This window comes from Leuconostoc holzapfelii, from assembly GCF_012396485.1.
GTDB classification, from domain to species: domain Bacteria; phylum Bacillota; class Bacilli; order Lactobacillales; family Lactobacillaceae; genus Leuconostoc; species Leuconostoc holzapfelii.
This window is the reverse complement of the sequence record NZ_JAAXPO010000006.1, coordinates 1-18,028: the sequence shown is the minus strand read 5'-3', so window position 1 is coordinate 18,028 and position 18,028 is coordinate 1. Positions and strand designations below refer to the sequence as shown.

Genomic DNA, 18,028 nt, shown 5'->3' with positions numbered 1-18,028 from the left:
GTTATGGAAAATTTAATTATTCGGCGTCGCAATCGGGTAGGCAATAGTTTGTCAAACCTTGTTACTTTATTAGCTTGGTTATTTCACATTGTCGTCCTGATATTAGCACTCGTGACGCAACTGGGTTTCTACAACGATAGTCTTGTTGTGTTACAACTGATTTTTGGGATCAGTAATCACGTGCTGGTGCAATGTTGGCAAACATTGCTGATTTGTACAGCGTTATTGATTTTACCGACCTTGGCATTCATTGCAGCAAAAAATGAGGTCAGCGCGCGATGACGAAGCGTAATCGATTACTCGTCTTTTTGCTGATTTGTGTGATGTTGGGTACGGGTGTGCTGATGATTTTTAAGGGGTTAAAACCAAATTATCAGCCAGATATGGTTGCCAAAAAAGTCGATTACACGTACCGTGATTTTGCCGCAAAGCATGCTGACATTAAAGATGGTGTGATTGTGCTGGCTTACCATCGAATTCTAAAGGATAATCAAGTCGTTAATTTTGCGCAGCGCGTATCCAAAAACCCACAGTTGCAAGAATATAATGTCTCCCAAGCAGTTTTTAACGCACAGATGGCCTGGTTGAAGCAAGAAAGAATTAGTGTCTGGTCCAGTGATGAATTACTTGCACACATCAAAGCAAATGATATCAAGGGGAAACATGTTGTTATAACTTTTGATGATATCGACACGACCTTACCTCGCAATGCCGCAAATGTGCTTTTTGAAAAACAATTCCCGTTTACGTTTTTTGTGATTACAGGTCAGGTCGGTAAAAATCTTGATGGTGAGCAATTGGCCTCTTGGCCGGAAATTGAAAAATTATCTCAACGTCATGGCGTGACTGTTGGACTGCACACAAATGATTTGCACTACCAAGTGAATAATCAACCAGTTTTAGCCACACACCAGGTATCTCAGCGTGACATAATTAAGGACTATAAACAATCACGTACTAAAATCAAAGCACAATTAAATCGGCAACCCAATGTGTTTGCTTATCCTTATGGGCGTGCCAACAAAACCCTGACGCGCTACATGATGACGCATGGTGTGAAAGGTATTTACCTGTTAGAACCAGGCATTGTGACAAATGATGCGCAGCATATCCAGCAGCAAATCCCGCGTTTTATTATTACCGACCAGAACTTCAAACAATTGCAAGATTGGCTCGTCATGAAATAATTGATGTCAGGCAATGTTTAGTGCAGTAGGCGTAAGGCTGCCATACACACGATACCGACAATCACGACAGCCATTAAGGAATTTTTGAGATAGCCGACAACTAGTGCTGGGAGAATAGCTAATAGATTTTCAAAGTTAATGAGTGGTAGGAGGTGGCCAGTTTTTTTATCGAAAATATTTTGTACAAAAAGGGCGGTCATCATTGTGAGCGGGAGGTAATGTAAAAAAGTTGTCAACCAATCAGGAAAACGCATGAATTTGACGAGCAAAAAAGGGATAATCCGAATCGCCAAAGTGACTAAAGTTGAGAGAATCAAAATTGTATAAAAGTTTTGTGCATCAGCTGACATGAACGGTTTCCTTATTTAAGTACGTGAGAAATAGGCTGCCAAAAACAGCGGCAACGAGCACGCCAATCACTGCACTAAAGACAGTTTCCGTGAGATAGAAAAGGGCTGTTGTCACGGTGATTCCAATGATAATTTTTAAGCGGGATTCGTTTGGATTTTTGAAGAATGACACGGTCGTTAACAACCACAAGCCAGCAAACATCGCCGTGAGTGCAAAATCCAAACCATATTTTTCAGGATTTTGAATATTTTTGCCAAGCAGGGCAAAGCCAGTAGAAGCGCCCCACCATGCAACCCAAGAAGCAATATTTAACCCATGCATCCAGTTCATGCTCATTGGTTTTTTAGCCATTAATTCCAACGAAAAGATACCAAATGATTCATCGGTAATCATGCTCCCCATCAAGAGTTTTGATAACATTGGCTGCGGTTCGAAGTATTGTGCCACATGAAGTGATTGTAAAAACATTCTAAAATTCACGAGGCAGACCATGAAGACAATATCAGCTAAGGCCGCATGAAATAGCAGCATGCTAATAATAATAAATTGTGCAGAACCGGCATAGAGGACGGCTGACAGAAGAAACACTTGCCATACGGAAAAACCCTCGGAACTGGCGATGATACCAAAAGCTCCACCAATACTAATAAAGCCTAAAATTGTTGGCAATGCAGCTTGCATGCCGTTAATAAACTGTTTAAAACCAGATGATTGTTTGATCATTGTATGGCAACGTGCTCCTCGTTCGAATAATCAGTTCATTTTATCACATTAAAATGTTATTGATTTATCATTGTTTCACTAATATTCATCATGATACGATCTCAAGGGCAAAAAAACTTAACCCAATGTGGCTAAAAACCCACAAAAAAACCGGTGAACAACCGGTTTTTTTGCTGTGTCCAAAGTTACCTTGAGTCACGCTGCTGATTGAGTTTTTCAAGCTCAGTCAAAATTTGACGTTGCAAGGCAATTGTTTCTTCATTTTGCTTTTGTAATTGCAGGGCATCCGCATGCACTTGATTGTAGCCCCACTTATTGACAGGATCAACGATGAGCGCTTCATTGATGAAACGGATGGTGAAAAAAACAATCGTTGCAATCAAAATTGTGGTAATCAGGCTGCTGGAAAATTCTGAAAAAGGCTGTGTAATGCGGTTATAATAGGCCGTGTGTTGTGCTGAAAAAAGCCAAATTCTGGTAAAATCAAACAGGCCAAATACAAGGTTGACAAGCGTTTTAATGGTGGCACCAAAACTATTACCGACAACAACTGAAATCACAAATGTGATGAGGTTAGGGGCAAACAAGAATTGTTTAAACTGCCCTAAATGTTCGGTTGACTTGTTGAGCATTTGATTGGTTTGCTGTTGGATAAATTTTTTTGGGTTTTTCATGTGTTACTGGCTATTCCTCATCAATATAGTAGAAATAAGTATAACAAATCTCAAAAAAACATGCTAGCGCCCCAGGTTTTATGAGGCAATAGCATGTTACAGTTCTTTGAATCGAATGGCGGCCAAATTGGCCTTATGTACACAAAAACCATGCTCTGGGAGTATGAATTTTACGGTATATTTGAGAAACATAGTTTAATAAACATGGCTTTGCGTGCGTACCAACGTGGTACATTAACAGTATAACAAGGGGGTGAATTAAACTTTACTTAACATTGTTTGATTTGTTAAAAATTGAAAAAATTGTTGTTTTTTAAACAACAAGCTGTGCTATACTACTTGTAACAAATAAAACAACAGGCATTGATAGAAAAGGACATTTATCATGAAATATGCAATTACTGCCGCTACTGGTCATTTTGGTCAATTAGCTTATCACTACCTCCAAGCGCTAGTCGATAATCAAGATATCGTCGTCATCGCTAGAAATCAAGCGAAGGCAACTGAGCAATTCCCCGATGCCGAAGTACGGATCGCTGATTACGATGATGTCGATGCTTTGACGCGCGCATTTGCCGGTATTGATCGTGTCTTATTCATCTCATCGCAACCCGGTGGGCCCGTGCCCCGTGACAAGCAACATCAAAATGTCATTGATGCCATGGTTGCAGCGCATGTGTCATTTGTCGCTTACACAAGTTTCATTCAAGCAGACCAATCTGTGAGCGCGCTAGCGGCAGATCATTTAGCCACTGAAAAAGCTTTAGCAAGCGCTGGCATTCCCGCAGCAATCATGCGCAATAATTGGTATCTTGAAAATGAAACTGGGTTTATTACCACCGGTGCCACGCAAAAAATCACGGCCTACTGGGCGTCCGGACGCGCGGGTTGGGCGTTGGAACGCGAATATGCTGAAGCCGCTGCGAAAGTTTTGGTCAGTGATACGCCGAAGCCCGTCTATGAATTTTCTGGTCGATTAGCTGATTATGAAGCGCTTGGACAAGCGCTGAGTGAAGCCACCGACCAAGCTATTCAAGTCAAACAAGTAACACAAGACGAATACGTTAGTATTTTAGAAAGCCACGATTTACCACACGAGTTGGCCGTGCTATTTGCTTCGTTCCAAAGTCCGATTGCTGAAGGATCGTTAGCTGTCGCTTCAGATGACTTGGCGGCAGTTTTGGGTCGTGAGTTAACACCGCTTCCATTGGCGTTAAAGGAAATTCTCGCGCGTTAATTGGTCGCCATTGGACAACGACAGTAGACAGAAGGAGGGCATCTGCCTAATATGCGTTATTCTTATAAATTAAGCGATGCCATCCACATTTTAGCTTACATTGAAATTTTTAAAACCAAAGATTTATCTAGTCAGGCCATTGCAGCAAGTATTGGCGCAAATGCGAGTGTTGTTCGTAACTTGATGTTGGACTTGCGTGCAGCAGGCTTACTCACCACCCGCCAAGGTGTGGCGAAACCAGCGTTGGCACGAGCCCCAGAGGCGATTAGCCTATATGATGTTTATCAAGCGATTAACATGACACACCAACTCTTGCATGTCGATCCCAAAACGAACCCAAATTGCTTGGTAGGGGGTCAAATTCAAACAACGCTCGACCATATGTATACAACGGTTGAAGCGGCCGCTTACCAAAAAATGGCTGCCATGCCACTAACTGATGTGATTCAAGATATTTTACAACAGGCGTCATGTTAAAGTCGTAGGGAACTACGGCTTTTTTATTGAACAAAACCAAGTTTTTGTCGAATAACATTCGTATTTTTTTCTGTGCATTCAATCCATGATACACTAGATAATAATAATAAAACGAAAAGACGGACAATGTGTTCATTGTCCAAATAGGGTGAACGAATTGATGACAACGCCAACATCGCAAACTGTGTATACAGAATCAGACATTATCAACGTTGCCACCGAAGCTGGTCGGTTGCTCTTGCTTGGTGGCGCAGAATCGTTTCGCATAGAAGAAACGGTGGAACATATTGGCAAATCACTCGGCTTGCCGTTAACGTGTTATGTCACCATGACAGCCGTCGTCGTTTCTGCAAACAACGGTGTCCAAACAAAGTTAGTCAAAGCCCGTATTTCGGGTTTTAATTTGCAGACAGTTGACCGCGTTAATAGTCTCTCGCGTGACTTGGTGGCTGGGACGATCTCGCCCGACGCGTTTTATGTGGCCATTGACGACTTGAAACAACGGGTAGTTGACTTCCCCTTGGCCGTAAAAGTATTGAGTGCTGGGTTGGTGGCGATGGCACCTTCGTTAATTGGGCAGGGAACCGGGCTTGATTTTGTGCTCATGTTTTTTGCTGGCATTATTGGTTACTTGTGCTATGTGATGACCGACAGATATTCCAAAACACCGTATGCGCCTGAATTTATTGGTGGATTTGGTATTGGCCTCTTTGTATTAATGAGTCATAGTTTGTTGTCTGGAAGTTCATCACTTTCCATCATCTTAGGCGCTGTCATGCCGCTTGTGCCTGGTTTGGCAATGACTAATGCCATCCGAGAAATTATTATGGGTGATGTCTTGTCTGGATTGGTGCGATCAATTAACGCTTTGTTGGTGGTGTCATCCTTAGTCACTGGCGTTTGGCTCGCGTTAGAAATCGTAAATTTTGTTTGAGGTATTGCTTGTGGTAAATTTTTTATTCAGCACGTTTTTAGCCTTGCTTTCGAGTATTGGTTTTTCAATCATTGCTAATGTGCCACAGCGCGCATTATTGGGTGCTGGCATGACTGGCGTCTGTTCGTGGATAGCCTATTATCTTTTAAATTTAGTGTATCACAGCATTGTAGTCCCCAATTTTGCAGCTGCTTTAGTCGTTGGTGTGCTTGGCTTTTACTTAGCACGCCGCTTTCGTGTCCCAGTGACCATGATCTATGTTGGGGCACTGATTTCACTGGTTCCAGGTGGTATGGCGTTTAGTACGTTGCAAAAAATTTCTGAAAATAATTTATCGGCTGTGCTCAAAGGCCTATTTAACACAGGGTGTGTTGCTATCTCGTTGGCCTTGGGTGTTGGTGTTGCTAATATTTTTAATGGAATATTTTACAAAAAAAAGCGCGTTGCATCAGAACGATAACACGGTCATTCGGTATTTCACCTGCTGAATGATCGTTTTTTTAATAATTATGCGGAAAAATAGACATTTTGACTAAACTTTGACCAAAAAAAGGCGTATGATGGGGTGTAGAGTTAGTCCAAACACGATGGAGGGTAGTTGGAAATATGAGTTTAGTTGACGAGTTAGTTGCGGTTGTTGGCAAAAAAAATGTCATCACGAATGCCGCGAAGTCCTTACGTTTCCGAAAGGGGTATCGTTCGGGCCATGGGGATGCTTTAGCAGTGGTTTTCCCAACCAGTTTGATGGCGATGTGGCGTGTCTTGAATGTCTTGCATGATCACAACATCGTGATCATTATGCAAGCCGCCAATACCAGTTTGACAGAAGGGTCAGTACCCGCCCCTGGTTATGATCGGCCCGCTGTGGTTGTCAACGGCATGAAGATTAAGGCGCTACAACTGATTAATCATGGAGAACAGGTCCTAGCTTTCCCAGGGACAACACTATTTAATTTGGAAAATGCCTTACGGCCATTAAATCGCGAGCCCCATTCCGTCATTGGTTCATCTAATCTTGGTGCTTCCGTGATTGGAGGTATAAACAATAATTCTGGTGGCGCCTTGATTCGTCGCGGTCCAGCCTATACCGAATTGGCGCTATATGTTTGGATTGATGAAAATGATGAGATGCACTTAGTGAACCATCTCGGCATTGATTTAGGAAACACCCCGGAAGAGATCATTACCAATTTGGAAAATCGTCATTTCGACTTAAACCAAGTGCCAGCAACTGACCATCACGGCTCAATGTTTAACCATGAAAAAGTGGTGCGTGATGTGACATCTGATCAACCAATTCGTTATAATGCCAATCCAAAAGAATTGTTTGAAGTGTCTGGTTCTGCTGGTCACGTGGCCGCGCTGGCTGTACGTTTAGATACATTCCCAAAAGATGAGACGACACAAGTCTTTTATATTGGGACGAATAATCCAGATGAGCTCGAAGATATTCGACGGCATATCATGACGCAATTTAAAGCATTGCCGGTTTCAGGAGAGTATATGCATAAGACGGCATATGAACTCGCTAAGCAATACGGTAAAGATTCGCTAATTGTGATTGAAAAAATTGGGACCGGACACTTGCCACAGATGTTTGCCTTGAAAGCTTGGGGTGAACGGTTCTTGAAGCATATCCCGTTCTTTAAGCCTTATTTCCCAGATCGCTTATTGCAAGCCCTCAGTCATCTTTTCCCAAACCAATTGCCCAAACGCTTAGAAACGTATTATGAAAAATACGACCATTATTTGCAACTCAAAATGGCTGGAGATGGTATTGCTGAGGCACGTGACTATCTGGCGTCAATTTTCCCAACTCAGGATGGGGACTATTTTGAAGCAGATGCCAATGAAACCAGTAAGGCAGAAACTCACCGTTATGTGACGGCCGGTGTCGCCATTCGCTACCAAGAATTGAAACAGGATACCATTGACATTTTGCCTTTAGATATCGCGTTTGCTAGCAATGAGTATCATTGGTTCGAACAATTACCACCGGAAATTGAAGAAAAAATTGCCTATAAAATTTACTATGGTCACTTACTTGATCACGTGATGCACCAGGATTATATACTCAAACCTGGTGTAGATGCACATGCATTGAAAAAGGACATGTTAAAAATCTTGGATGCCCGGCATGCGGTGTACCCGGCTGAACATAATGTTGGGCATTTATACTTTGCAGCACCCGCATTGGTCAATCACTACCGTAAGAACGATCCAACGAATAGCTTCAATCCTGGCATTGGCCAACAATCAATGTCAAAATACTGGGGCGAATATTAATCTTTTTTGTTATATCATACTGTTTTTATCGTGTAAAAATGGCATGTTAATTGACATTAAATTACAATTATTATATAATGGTGGCATTAAGATTAAACGTTGAAAAGATGAGTACGGCGAAGCGGATTGATAGAGAGCCAAAGTGGGGTGTGATTTGGCATGAGGCGCGCCGGAATATGGTCTTTGAGTTCATAGTCGTGTCAGCTTTGTGAAGTGAGAATGTCTCGGGTGCGCCCGTTATCGCGACAAGGTATTTCCACGGATGTACCTATAGAGTATAAAGTAGTCATGCTTTATTAAAATTGGGTGGTAACACGATAACCTCGTCCCATAGTCTTTGTTTGAAAACAGAGACTATGGGATTTTTTTGTCTCTCAGACAAGTTACTTCACTTAGTATGCAATCTGGAGTGTAACCAATATGTCGAAAGGTTTTAAAAAATTTTATTATTTGCATTCCAACAAAATGACGACGCAAGTTTATTTGCGTGGTAGTGGTGCGGTAGATGCTGTCATGTAACGCCTGTTTTTTTATGTTAAAAGAGAGGAGTCGTTATGACAAAGATTGACACAATTTATCACACAAAAACTGGGCCTGTGCTATCGTTTGAAATTTATCCCCCGCATCCAACACGACGTCGGGCGTTATATGCAGCCCTGGCCAACTTAGAACCTAAAAAGGCTGGCGTGGACTTTATCAGCGTGACCTATGGCGCTGGCGGGCAAAATAATCAATTGCAGACGCATGACATTGCCGAGACGATTCAAAATGATTGGGGTATTCCTGTATTACATCATTTAACTGGTATCAATCAAACCCCAAACCGTCTACAACAATTATTAGAAAAGATCAGCACAACTGGTATCGAAAATATTCTTGCAGTGCGCGGTGACGTCTCTGAGTTAAGCCAGGGCACGCATGACTTTCCTTTTGCCAAAGATTTAATTCAGGCCATTTCCAAAACCCAGCAGTTTTGTGTTGGGGCTGCTATTTACCCAGAAGGTCACGTGGACAATCCAGCAACTGGGATAAATATTGAAGGCGTTAAAAGCAAGATGCACGCTGGTACTAAGTTTCTCATTTCACAACTTTTCTTTGATAATCAGGCGTTTTATCGCATGCAAGAAACGTTAAGCAGTCAAAGGATCCATTTGCCAGTTTCGGCTGGTATTGCGCCTATTATTAGCCCGCAGCATGTCGAAAAATTAACCTATCTGACCGGATCGTCACTGCCCGCTCAGTTAACAAAGCTTATCCATAAATACCAGCATGATCCTGCTGGCTTTCGGCAAGCAGGTATGACGTATGCGCTTAAACAAGTTTATGACTTAATTGATCATGGGGTCGATGGCATTCATATTTATGCCATGAATCAACAAGATGTCCTCACCACCATGATTCCCAAAATCAACCAATATATACAAAACAAAAAAACTGACGGTCTTTCACCAAAGGAGAACAAACATGCTTGAAACTGTGAAAACATCGAATTTAGGTTATCCCAGACTTGGCGAAAAAAGAGAATGGAAGCAATTGCTTGAATCCTATTGGCGCCATGAAATTGATGACCACCAATTTGAAATCGCCGCTAAACGGTTACGGTTATTAAATCTTCAAAAGCAGTTAGCATTTGGGGTGACACATATTCCAGTGGCCGATAATTCGAATTATGACCATGTGTTAGATACAATGGCTGCTTTTAATCTGGTGCCGGAACGGTTTGGTTCGTATAATCGGCCTTTGCACTTGAGCGAATATTTCGCCGTTGCGCGGGGAACAGACAAAAATGTGCCAGCCGACATGACAAAATGGTTCAATACTAACTACCACTATACCGTGCCTGAATTTGATCATACCCAACCACGTTTATTAGATAATCGGTGGTTACGCTATTGGCAAGAAGCCAAAGATGCCTTGCATATCGATGGCAAACCGGTTATTCTCGGGCCTGTTAGCCTCATCAAACTTGGGAAAATTAACGGCACTTATGTCACTGAGGCCGACCATATCAACACACTTCTGGATCAGCTATTGCCAATCTATGGTGAAGTATTTCAACAACTGGCGGCAGCTGGTGTTTCATGGGTGCAACTTGATGAACCGACACTGGTGCAATTAACCCACGCTGACGATGTGTTGCCTTACCAAAAAATGGCGGCCTATTTACATCGCGTTGCGCCAACAATCAACATTGTATTGCAAACCTATTTTGACGCGATTGATCCTTTCGAAGCTGTGATGAAGCTGCCCGTCCAAGCTATTGGCTTAGATTTTGTCCATGATCATGGTGAAAATCTGAAACATATCCAACAGATCGGATTCCCAAAAGATAAAATCTTGGCTGCAGGGATTATAGATGGTCACAATGTTTGGGCATCAGATTTAACAGAAAAGGTGCAATTGGCCAAAACGCTACAAGGGTACGCGCCTAAAATTTGGCTGCAACCCAGTAATTCCCTGTTACACGTTCCCATCACGACAAAATATGAAGCCGCACGCGATGACACAATTTATCATGCGCTGGCTTTTGCCGATGAAAAAATTAAAGAGTTAGGCATCATTGCAAAGGCCTGCAACCAGCAAGATGTGACCAAAGCACTGACCCAAAATCAACAGGCGCTTAACCATTTAAAATTAGCACCTTTTCGTCATCATCCTAACGTGAAAGCACGTGTCAATGCTTTAGATGAATCACAATTCAAACGCAAATCAGACTATCACACACGGCAAAAGATACAAGCTGCGGCATTAAAATTGCCGTTCTTACCAACTACCACCATTGGCTCTTTTCCGCAATCCGCCACTGTACGCGCAAAACGCGCCGCATGGCGACAGGGTAAGTTAACGGATCAAGCTTACGACATGTTCATTGCCTCGGAAATCAAGCGTTGGATTCGGTTGCAAGAGCGCATTGGCTTTGATGTCTTGGTTCATGGAGAGTTTGAACGCACAGATATGGTCGAATACTTCGGGCAAAAGTTAGGCGGGTTCTTAGCGACAAAGAATGGTTGGGTGCAATCATACGGTTCGCGCGCGGTACGCCCACCAGTAATTTATGGGGATGTTTATTATCAAGAACCCATCACAGTTGACAAATCTGTGTATGCCCAGTCATTAACGGACAAACCGGTCAAAGGCATGATTACAGCACCATTAACCATTATCAATTGGTCTTTTGTTCGTGATGATATCACACGGGCAACTGTTCAAAACCAAATTGCCTTGGCATTGCGAGAGGAAGTATTGAATTTAGAACAAGCGGGCATCAAAATCATTCAAGTTGATGAACCGGCACTACGCGAAGGGTTGCCCTTAAAAGTCCGTCATTGGCAAGCATATTTAGATGCTGCCGTGGCTGCATTTAAAATTACCACAACCGGTGTCCAAGATCAGACACAGATTCACACGCATATGTGTTACTCGGACTTTGATGACATTATCGATACGATTACCAATTTAGATGCAGATGTGATTTCAATTGAAACTGCACGTTCGCGCGGGGAAATCATTGCCGCCTTTGAACGGACGCATTATACAAAGCAAATTGGCTTAGGGGTTTATGATATTCATGCGACTAGACTGCCAAACATTAGTGAAATTGCGGCCAACATTCAACGTGGTCTGCAAGTGATTAATCCAAAACAATTCTGGGTCAACCCTGATTGTGGCTTAAAAACGCGAACTGAAGAACAAGTGATTATCGCACTTACTCGTCTTCAAGCCGCACGCGACCGCGTCGTGCTTAAACATCAAGAGGCATAACTTGCTTTTGGGCAAACCAGCGATTTTTTCTTTCATATTGAGGAAGAGCAAACCATACAGTGGTTTGCTCTTTGTGGTTAAAAAAATGGTGAATCGTGCCATTATCGATACCATAAGTTGCGTAGAATTTTTATTTTATTTTTCTTTTCTTGTGAAAAAATAAATAATAGTAAGCGCTTCCAAAGCCGTTGTATGGGCGTTTGTTCAAATGTTAATTTGTGAAATAACAAAAACAGTGCTATAATATCACTAATAGGTAGCGCTACTTAGATAGAATTTTATTTAAAAGAGAAAAAACGGAGGGATCTCATTATGATCTGGTCATTAATCGTTGGTGCCATTATTGGTGCCGTTGCAGGTGCAATTACAAATCGCGGAGAATCAATGGGTTGGATTAGCAATATTCTTGCTGGGTTAATTGGTTCAGCCATTGGTCAAGGGATTCTTGGCCATTGGGGACCAAGCCTAGCGGGGATGGCACTCATTCCATCAATTATTGGTGCGGTTATTCTCGTACTCGTTGTTTCGGCTATTTTTGGTGTGAAGAATAGACGTTAATACAACTGTTTAAGGAGTGTGATATGAAGAAATGGCAAAAAACTTTGCTAAGTTTACTTAGTATTGGTTATTTGATCGGATTAGCACTCATGCTTTGGCCAAGACTCTTTGCGCAATGCTTGCAACTCTTGCGCCAATGGCATCTGAACCTCGACGGCAATAGCCAAGTTATCGGCCACTATTATGGCTTGACGCTGCTTGGGATCACGTTGCTGATCTTCTTGATGGTTCTGTTCTTGCCATCACAAAAACATGATGTGCCATTGCGCGTCTCATCAAGTGGTCGGCTGGCATTGAGCAATGATGGCATCACGCACTTTATTCAGACGCAGTTATCAGGGGAAGGCTTAACCAACATTCGCGTCAAAATTAAGAATACTCGTCATCGACGACGCTTTCGGGTTGTGGCAGATACTACTTACCAACAACATATGGTCGCAAAACTCCCCCGATTGAAGCAAACATTAACGGACCAATTGACAACTTTGTTGGCAGGCGTCAATGATGTGCCGGTCAAAATTGACATGCAGATCAACCAAGCTAATCACAGCAAGCGCAAAACATCGCGCGTGATCTAATCGTTTGGAGTGTGGAGATGAAAAATTATAACCGTTTAGCGTTGATTGGGATAATGGGTGGTACGGGTTTTCTGTTAGCTACTTTATTGATGGCTTTGGGATTTTTCAAAACACTTTTTATCATTTTCGTGACGCTAGTTGGCACTTATAGTGGCTATTTATTAGATAAACACAATATTGATGTCTTGTCCGTGATAAAAAAGCGCGTCGGCAAGCACCAACAATAGGTCCATTTGGAGGAAATACGCATGGTGACAGAAAATAAAGCAACACAAGACACACAAGCGGCAGCGCCTAAGGGTGAATTGACGTTTGACGATAAAGTGATCCAAAAAGTTGTCGGCTATGCCATTGAAAATACACCTGGTTTGTTAGGTGTTGATGGTGGCTTTGTGGCCAATATCAAAAATAAAATCGTTAATAGCGACAACGCTACGGATGGTATTGAAGTTGAAGTCGGTAAAGAACAGGTCGCGGTTGATCTAAATGTGATTATGGAATTTGGCCATAATGCACATGACATTTACCAATCAATCACACAGGTCGTGGCTAAGAAATTGACCGAAACGACAAGCTTGAACCTAGTTGAGTTAAACGTCGAAGTTGTTGATATTCAAACAAAATCTGAATATGAATCATCTCGCGTGACGTTACAAGATCGGGTAACGGATGCCGGTAATACCTTGAAAGAAAAGGCTGCCGATGGTTATGATAGTGTGAAAAACACCGCCAGTAAAATGACGGAAGACGACGATACGCGTGTTGTCTAACAAGTTTGATCTTGTCCAAATAAGGCAAAGAACCTTTACGGTTCTTTTTTACTAGTCATTCTGACTCGCTTAATCAAGGAGATCCATGATGTTAAAAAATATTTTAAAGTTCACAGTGGCAACATCACTTGTTCTCGGTGGGTTAGTCATTGGCGGTACAATTTTTGCAGCAAAAGAAATTGACAAGGCCGGTGATGAACTGCAAGATGCCATTCACTAATTAAATTCAGGGATTTTGGGGGAACAAATGATGTCAGAAAAAAAGCATAAAATGAAAAAAGCTGGCTTTTGGAGCCGGTTATCTGTTTTGTTGGCCGTTGGCCAATTGTTATTTAGTGTCTATCATGAAATCAAAGACATTAGAAATAAAAAGAAAAGTTGACATTGAGAAAGAGCAAAGCCGTCAGCGCTTTGCTCTTTTTATTTGTATCAAAAATGAATTATGATGTGTGTCAAATCAAGCGCAAAAACGTAGTATTTAACACACGTCAGCATAATTTTTTAGGGGGAGATAGACACTTGCTAAAAGTCATTCGCGCCATTTTGATCAGTACGGTGATACTCACAACGCTACTTATTGTGAATATTTTTCAAACAAAAGACATCATTCGTCTTCAGGAGATCGAGAAGACGGACAAGAGCTTTAATTTTTATATTAAAGAAAATCGGGGTGTTTCGTTAGCTTCGGAACTCACTTTTTTAAAACAACTGTCACATGATAAAAAAGTCACGATTTTTAAAACCGACGTCATTAACACGAATACGATGATTAAGTCAGTCATCTATGATGCGAACAGTTTCCCATATCAAGCATTTGGCCTGAAAAAAACCAATTTATTTTCTAATGAAAATACTGTTTACAGTAATAAACCCAGTCAGGAACGGCATACTCATACGATCATTCCAACTTTCTTGAGTCCGAGGACACTTAAATTACAGACTTTGGATAAAACCTATCAAGATAAAAGTATGTCTATTGTGGGCGCATATACGGTCGTTTTAAGTCGCAATAATCAAGCAGCAGTGTTAGCACAACTTGCGCGTTTTTTTGGTGAAAGTACCGAAAGTTTACAAAAACAAACATCGAAAGGCCGCGTTGGTTTTGTCAATTATCATTTGATCATTTTAGCAGTCATGATTCTATGCCTGCTGTTGATCATGTTTGCGATTAACTTCATTTTGCCATTACATTACATCAAGGCTATCGGCATTAAAAAACTAAATGGTTGGTCTAATAGTGGTATCTTTTGGCAAGAGATCCTAGAAAATATCGGCTGGATTTTTGGCATAAGTTTTGTGGTCGACATAGGTTTGATCATTGTCTTTGACTTTCTACCCAATCTCATGATGCCAACGCTCATAGTCGTACAGTTAACCATCGGCCTTATTCACTTAGCCAGTCATTTGATGACTTATCTTGTGATTAAAAATATGACGATTCAGCATCTATTGAAGAATTTTGTTGATTTTAAAATTGGCGTCTTTATCACTTACACACTAAAATGTTTGATAATGATAGCAACAGTCGGTGTTTTAATGTTAGTCGGGGCTAATGCCAAATCGCTCATGACCAACTACCAAATGAGCAAGCATTGGCAGGCGCATCAAAAAACGTTGACACTTGATTACCTCACGCCAACGGGGTTGGCTGGACAAGACCTAGTTAATAATACATCAGAAAATCAAAAGCGATTTGTTGATTTATTTGCACAACTTGAGCAATCTGTTGCTGCACAATATATTAACGTCGAACATGTCGTCCCAACGAAAAATTATTTTTTATCCCAGCATCACTACGCACATTTGTATCAAAAATCAGATGAATACAACATCGTTCATATCAACCAGAACTATCTGGAAGCGATGCAGTTCCCTTTTCCAAAGGCTAAGCTGCAAGGAAATATCCGGACGTTTTTTGTACCAGAAGCTTATAAAGCTGAACAACAAAAAATGACTCATTTGATACAAAATAGTATTTTCGAAGGACAATCGTTTCAAGATCAACAGCACTTAGACGTTAACACGGTACCGTTTAATATTGTTTACTATAAAGCAAACATCAAGGTATTTCCTTATAATTCAAACATGCCCAGCCAAATCAAGCAGCCAATTTTTGCCTTTTTTAATCAGCAAAATATGTCCTGGTCTGAAAAAGAACTGCTTGCAAATACAGGTTTAAATCATTCACCAATTAAAATCACCAATACTCACAACAATCTTCAAACCATTCAAAAGGTAATTCACCAACAAACAGGGGACAGCAGAATTATGCCAAAGTTTTCAAGTATTGGGTCATTGGTTGGTGATCAGATTGATAGCAATATATCATCATTACAAATTTTAGGCCTCATATTGCTGGCATTGCTCATATTAAATGGCTTTAGTTCATTCTTTCTCACAACAACAATTATCCAAACAAAAAGAAAAATATTAGCCATCCAAAAAATGCATGGCTACAAAGTCAAGGATCGGTATCGCTGGGAAATGATGATTTTTATCGGCATATATGTGATTCAATTCCTCACTTTAGCCATATTTAGTCAATCGTTACTCGTGTTACCAATTGTCATTTTGATATTGTTGATTGATGCCGCTATGGCGTTAACATTTATACTACGGCTTGAAAATAAAAGTTTAAGTACGACATTAAGGGGAGAATAAGATGCCAGAACTCATTAGACTAGCTAACTTAACAAAAAAATTCGGCCAAAAAACGATTTTTTCAGGATTCAACTTAACAGTACAAGAAGGTGAGATTCTAGCCATCACTGGACCAAGCGGCGTTGGCAAATCAACCTTATTGAACATTATTGGATTTATTGATCGTTTTGATGCTGGTATGTACAGTTTTTCAGGCAAAACCAATATCCCAATTAATAGTCAAAAATCTCAGAAAATTATTCGAGATGATTTGAGCTATTTATTTCAAAATTTTGGACTCATTGAATCAGATACCGTTGCTGAAAATCTCAACATCGCTATAAAATATCTCAAGAAAAGCAAGTCAGAAAAAAATCAAATGATTAAAAACATACTTGTTGAGGTGGGATTGCGTGGCTTTGAAAATCGTCATGTCTATGAGCTATCTGGCGGAGAACAACAGCGCGTTGCTATTGCGCGAGCGCTTATCAAGCCTGGTAGATTATTATTAGCAGACGAACCAACCGGCTCACTAGATTCTGGGAACCGCGACGATATTATGGCTTTACTACTGAAAGCAAATCAACTTGGAAAAACGATTATTCTTGTGACACATGACTCAAACGTGGCGAAAATGGCGACAAGGCAAATTGTGTTAAATACAGACTAACATTAAGGCAATGGTCTATTTGTTTAGCATGTGCAAACAATAGACCATTGCTTTTCATAAATAATTCACTTAATTGATAAGAAGCAGAAAATCTTACGTATCACCTATATCACTGACATTGAAATAAAGCGGGGCGTAATGACTTTATACTAACGTTTATTTGTGATTAAAATGCCGTCACAAAGGCAATGAACCTAAAAATGATGTCCACGATTATGATACCTACAAGAATGAGCAATATACCCTAGTAAGTTGGCTGGTCTGGAAGAGTACGTTGAAAAAATTGGAAACAAAATATACTAAGTAATCACGGATATAAGGGGAGTGAATATTCTATTGAACAAGGTCTCGTGAATTATACTAAATACACTTAGAATCGGAATGACATTGGCCTGAACACAAAAAAAGCTACACAGTGGAATACCGATTTTATTTTTTATAATCGATCAAAAAAGTTGGTCAATTTTTTTATGTTTGTGCAATGTTATTATTTATGATCTTATGAAACTAGTTAATAGCGTATAAGAGATGTATATGGATTTTTGTTTTTCACAAGCATTTTTTTGTATTTCCAAACGCTTTTCCAGCGTTTGGAAATAGCAACGATTATGTAAATTTTGATTGGTCCGGTTCAGAAAGAAAAAGCACTCTGAAATTAATTTAGAGTGCTTTTTGCATCTTGATATCTGTAATACCGTAACCACATTTTTGATAAACATGTATGGCTCGTTGATTACTACCAAATACGTGTAAACCAATGGTACGAAATCCCATATTTTTGGCTTCCTTTTCAGCTAATATAATAGCTTTTGAGCCAAAGCCATTGTTTTGATATTGTTTGTAAATTTCAAAATCAAAAATAAAAGCATTTGATTCATTTTCGCTATCAGTTCCTAGCCAAATGTAGCCTATTATATTAATTTCATCATAGATTGAATAAAAATAGTTTCCGGATGTTTCAAGGCCATTTGGCAATAAACGCGTATATGTTTTTTCAGAATTTTCTAAGGCATCATTCATTTGCCAGGTACCAGCTTGAATTTTTTCTTCTGCATATGGCAGATTGTAAAATTAAACCGAACACCTTGCATAAAAAAACTGCAGAGACTTTAATGGTAATTGACTAAAATCAACCATAAAGGATCTGCAGCTTATGTCTTCTAGTTTATCAGCTCACGAAC

21 protein-coding genes and 1 other annotated feature are annotated in these 18,028 nt (G+C 40.6%); of the genes, 17 read left to right on the top strand and 4 right to left on the bottom strand.

Features of this window, described 5'->3' with window-relative positions; translation table 11 throughout:
- Positions 1 to 3 precede the first annotated feature (3 nt).
- Together HF966_RS06040 and HF966_RS06035 are read left to right on the top strand one after the other, a co-directional pair.
- Positions 4 to 282 carry a hypothetical protein gene (locus tag HF966_RS06040; RefSeq protein ID WP_168677124.1) on the top strand — a complete coding sequence of 93 codons (279 nt, stop codon included), beginning with the start codon at positions 4 to 6 and terminating at the stop codon, positions 280 to 282.
- On the top strand, positions 279 to 1,187 hold the full coding sequence (locus HF966_RS06035; protein ID WP_168677123.1) for a polysaccharide deacetylase family protein: 909 nt from the start codon (positions 279 to 281) through the stop codon (positions 1,185 to 1,187). Before HF966_RS06040 ends, HF966_RS06035 begins: the two co-directional genes overlap by 4 nt.
- 17 nt (positions 1,188 to 1,204) lie before the next feature.
- Here the strand turns inward: HF966_RS06035 and HF966_RS06030 are convergent, their stop codons facing one another.
- From HF966_RS06030 to HF966_RS06020, 3 genes are all read right to left on the bottom strand, one after another.
- Positions 1,205 to 1,537, bottom strand: a complete 333-nt coding sequence (locus tag HF966_RS06030; RefSeq protein ID WP_168677122.1) for an AzlD domain-containing protein — start codon at positions 1,535 to 1,537, stop codon at positions 1,205 to 1,207.
- Complete coding sequence (locus HF966_RS06025; RefSeq protein ID WP_168677121.1) at positions 1,527 to 2,261, bottom strand: AzlC family ABC transporter permease; 735 nt, start codon at positions 2,259 to 2,261, stop codon at positions 1,527 to 1,529. Before HF966_RS06025 ends, HF966_RS06030 begins: the two co-directional genes overlap by 11 nt.
- Positions 2,262 to 2,446: 185 nt before the next feature.
- Positions 2,447 to 2,935: an MscL family protein gene (locus HF966_RS06020; protein WP_168677120.1), complete on the bottom strand. Its 489-nt coding sequence runs from the start codon at positions 2,933 to 2,935 to the stop codon at positions 2,447 to 2,449.
- Between the two features lie 385 nt (positions 2,936 to 3,320).
- Here HF966_RS06020 and HF966_RS06015 point away from each other — a divergent pair, with 385 nt between their 5' ends.
- The 15 genes from HF966_RS06015 (at position 3,321) to HF966_RS05955 (ending at position 16,847) form a co-directional block, all read left to right on the top strand.
- Positions 3,321 to 4,172: an NAD(P)H-binding protein gene (locus tag HF966_RS06015; protein ID WP_168677119.1), complete on the top strand. Its 852-nt coding sequence runs from the start codon at positions 3,321 to 3,323 to the stop codon at positions 4,170 to 4,172.
- 51 nt (positions 4,173 to 4,223) lie between these two features.
- Positions 4,224 to 4,649, top strand: coding sequence for an Rrf2 family transcriptional regulator (locus HF966_RS06010; protein WP_168677117.1), 426 nt, complete (start codon positions 4,224 to 4,226; stop codon positions 4,647 to 4,649).
- A gap of 160 nt (positions 4,650 to 4,809) precedes the next feature.
- Entirely contained in the window at positions 4,810 to 5,583 is a 774-nt protein-coding gene (locus HF966_RS06005) for a threonine/serine exporter family protein (RefSeq protein ID WP_168677116.1), read from the top strand.
- 10 nt (positions 5,584 to 5,593) lie between these two features.
- Positions 5,594 to 6,043, top strand: coding sequence for a threonine/serine exporter family protein (locus tag HF966_RS06000; protein WP_168677115.1), 450 nt, complete (start codon positions 5,594 to 5,596; stop codon positions 6,041 to 6,043).
- Positions 6,044 to 6,189: 146 nt separating this feature from the next.
- A complete protein-coding gene (gene dld, locus HF966_RS05995) occupies positions 6,190 to 7,869 on the top strand; it encodes a D-lactate dehydrogenase (protein WP_168677114.1) in 1,680 nt (559 codons plus the stop codon).
- A 90-nt stretch (positions 7,870 to 7,959) separates the two neighbouring features.
- Positions 7,960 to 8,203: a binding site (T-box leader), on the top strand.
- A 220-nt stretch (positions 8,204 to 8,423) separates the two neighbouring features.
- Positions 8,424 to 9,341, top strand: coding sequence for a methylenetetrahydrofolate reductase (locus HF966_RS05990; RefSeq protein ID WP_168677112.1), 918 nt, complete (start codon positions 8,424 to 8,426; stop codon positions 9,339 to 9,341).
- Positions 9,334 to 11,631: a 5-methyltetrahydropteroyltriglutamate--homocysteine S-methyltransferase gene (gene metE / locus HF966_RS05985; RefSeq protein WP_168677111.1), complete on the top strand. Its 2,298-nt coding sequence runs from the start codon at positions 9,334 to 9,336 to the stop codon at positions 11,629 to 11,631. The genes HF966_RS05990 and metE overlap by 8 nt, the downstream gene beginning before the upstream one ends.
- Before the next feature lie 312 nt (positions 11,632 to 11,943).
- Positions 11,944 to 12,189 carry a GlsB/YeaQ/YmgE family stress response membrane protein gene (locus HF966_RS05980; protein WP_168677109.1) on the top strand — a complete coding sequence of 82 codons (246 nt, stop codon included), beginning with the start codon at positions 11,944 to 11,946 and terminating at the stop codon, positions 12,187 to 12,189.
- Between the two features lie 23 nt (positions 12,190 to 12,212).
- Positions 12,213 to 12,767, top strand: a complete 555-nt coding sequence (gene amaP / locus HF966_RS05975; protein ID WP_168677108.1) for an alkaline shock response membrane anchor protein AmaP — start codon at positions 12,213 to 12,215, stop codon at positions 12,765 to 12,767.
- Between the two features lie 17 nt (positions 12,768 to 12,784).
- Positions 12,785 to 12,994: a DUF2273 domain-containing protein gene (locus HF966_RS05970; RefSeq protein WP_168677107.1), complete on the top strand. Its 210-nt coding sequence runs from the start codon at positions 12,785 to 12,787 to the stop codon at positions 12,992 to 12,994.
- A gap of 21 nt (positions 12,995 to 13,015) precedes the next feature.
- Complete coding sequence (locus tag HF966_RS05965; protein ID WP_168677105.1) at positions 13,016 to 13,537, top strand: Asp23/Gls24 family envelope stress response protein; 522 nt, start codon at positions 13,016 to 13,018, stop codon at positions 13,535 to 13,537.
- Between the two features lie 85 nt (positions 13,538 to 13,622).
- Positions 13,623 to 13,757 carry a hypothetical protein gene (locus tag HF966_RS08965; RefSeq protein WP_281727732.1) on the top strand — a complete coding sequence of 45 codons (135 nt, stop codon included), beginning with the start codon at positions 13,623 to 13,625 and terminating at the stop codon, positions 13,755 to 13,757.
- Positions 13,758 to 13,784: 27 nt separating this feature from the next.
- Positions 13,785 to 13,919 carry a hypothetical protein gene (locus HF966_RS08960; RefSeq protein ID WP_281418512.1) on the top strand — a complete coding sequence of 45 codons (135 nt, stop codon included), beginning with the start codon at positions 13,785 to 13,787 and terminating at the stop codon, positions 13,917 to 13,919.
- 137 nt (positions 13,920 to 14,056) lie between these two features.
- A complete protein-coding gene (locus HF966_RS05960) occupies positions 14,057 to 16,198 on the top strand; it encodes a hypothetical protein (protein ID WP_168677104.1) in 2,142 nt (713 codons plus the stop codon).
- Position 16,199: 1 nt separating this feature from the next.
- Positions 16,200 to 16,847 (top strand): putative bacteriocin export ABC transporter, encoded by a 648-nt coding sequence (locus HF966_RS05955; protein ID WP_168677103.1) that lies wholly within the window; start codon positions 16,200 to 16,202, stop codon positions 16,845 to 16,847.
- A 660-nt stretch (positions 16,848 to 17,507) separates the two neighbouring features.
- Here HF966_RS05955 and HF966_RS05945 read toward each other — a convergent pair.
- Entirely contained in the window at positions 17,508 to 17,867 is a 360-nt protein-coding gene (locus HF966_RS05945) for a GNAT family N-acetyltransferase (protein ID WP_168677101.1), read from the bottom strand.
- Positions 17,868 to 18,028: the final 161 nt, after the last annotated feature.

Excerpts from the sequence above, each read along its gene's own strand:
- HF966_RS06040 (WP_168677124.1), top strand. The coding sequence starts at position 4 with ATGGAAAATTTAATTATTCGGCGTCGCAATCGGGTAGGCAATAGTTTG.
- HF966_RS06035 (WP_168677123.1), top strand. The coding sequence starts at position 279 with ATGACGAAGCGTAATCGATTACTCGTCTTTTTGCTGATTTGTGTGATG.
- HF966_RS06030 (WP_168677122.1), bottom strand. The coding sequence starts at position 1,537 with ATGTCAGCTGATGCACAAAACTTTTATACAATTTTGATTCTCTCAACT.
- HF966_RS06025 (WP_168677121.1), bottom strand. The coding sequence starts at position 2,261 with ATGATCAAACAATCATCTGGTTTTAAACAGTTTATTAACGGCATGCAA.
- HF966_RS06020 (WP_168677120.1), bottom strand. The coding sequence starts at position 2,935 with ATGAAAAACCCAAAAAAATTTATCCAACAGCAAACCAATCAAATGCTC.
- HF966_RS06015 (WP_168677119.1), top strand. The coding sequence starts at position 3,321 with ATGAAATATGCAATTACTGCCGCTACTGGTCATTTTGGTCAATTAGCT.
- HF966_RS06010 (WP_168677117.1), top strand. The coding sequence starts at position 4,224 with ATGCGTTATTCTTATAAATTAAGCGATGCCATCCACATTTTAGCTTAC.
- HF966_RS06005 (WP_168677116.1), top strand. The coding sequence starts at position 4,810 with ATGACAACGCCAACATCGCAAACTGTGTATACAGAATCAGACATTATC.
- dld (WP_168677114.1), top strand. The coding sequence starts at position 6,190 with ATGAGTTTAGTTGACGAGTTAGTTGCGGTTGTTGGCAAAAAAAATGTC.
- HF966_RS05990 (WP_168677112.1), top strand. The coding sequence starts at position 8,424 with ATGACAAAGATTGACACAATTTATCACACAAAAACTGGGCCTGTGCTA.
- metE (WP_168677111.1), top strand. The coding sequence starts at position 9,334 with ATGCTTGAAACTGTGAAAACATCGAATTTAGGTTATCCCAGACTTGGC.
- HF966_RS05980 (WP_168677109.1), top strand. The coding sequence starts at position 11,944 with ATGATCTGGTCATTAATCGTTGGTGCCATTATTGGTGCCGTTGCAGGT.
- amaP (WP_168677108.1), top strand. The coding sequence starts at position 12,213 with ATGAAGAAATGGCAAAAAACTTTGCTAAGTTTACTTAGTATTGGTTAT.
- HF966_RS05970 (WP_168677107.1), top strand. The coding sequence starts at position 12,785 with ATGAAAAATTATAACCGTTTAGCGTTGATTGGGATAATGGGTGGTACG.
- HF966_RS05965 (WP_168677105.1), top strand. The coding sequence starts at position 13,016 with ATGGTGACAGAAAATAAAGCAACACAAGACACACAAGCGGCAGCGCCT.
- HF966_RS08965 (WP_281727732.1), top strand. The coding sequence starts at position 13,623 with ATGATGTTAAAAAATATTTTAAAGTTCACAGTGGCAACATCACTTGTT.
- HF966_RS08960 (WP_281418512.1), top strand. The coding sequence starts at position 13,785 with ATGATGTCAGAAAAAAAGCATAAAATGAAAAAAGCTGGCTTTTGGAGC.
- HF966_RS05955 (WP_168677103.1), top strand. The coding sequence starts at position 16,200 with ATGCCAGAACTCATTAGACTAGCTAACTTAACAAAAAAATTCGGCCAA.
- HF966_RS05945 (WP_168677101.1), bottom strand. The coding sequence starts at position 17,867 with ATGAATGATGCCTTAGAAAATTCTGAAAAAACATATACGCGTTTATTG.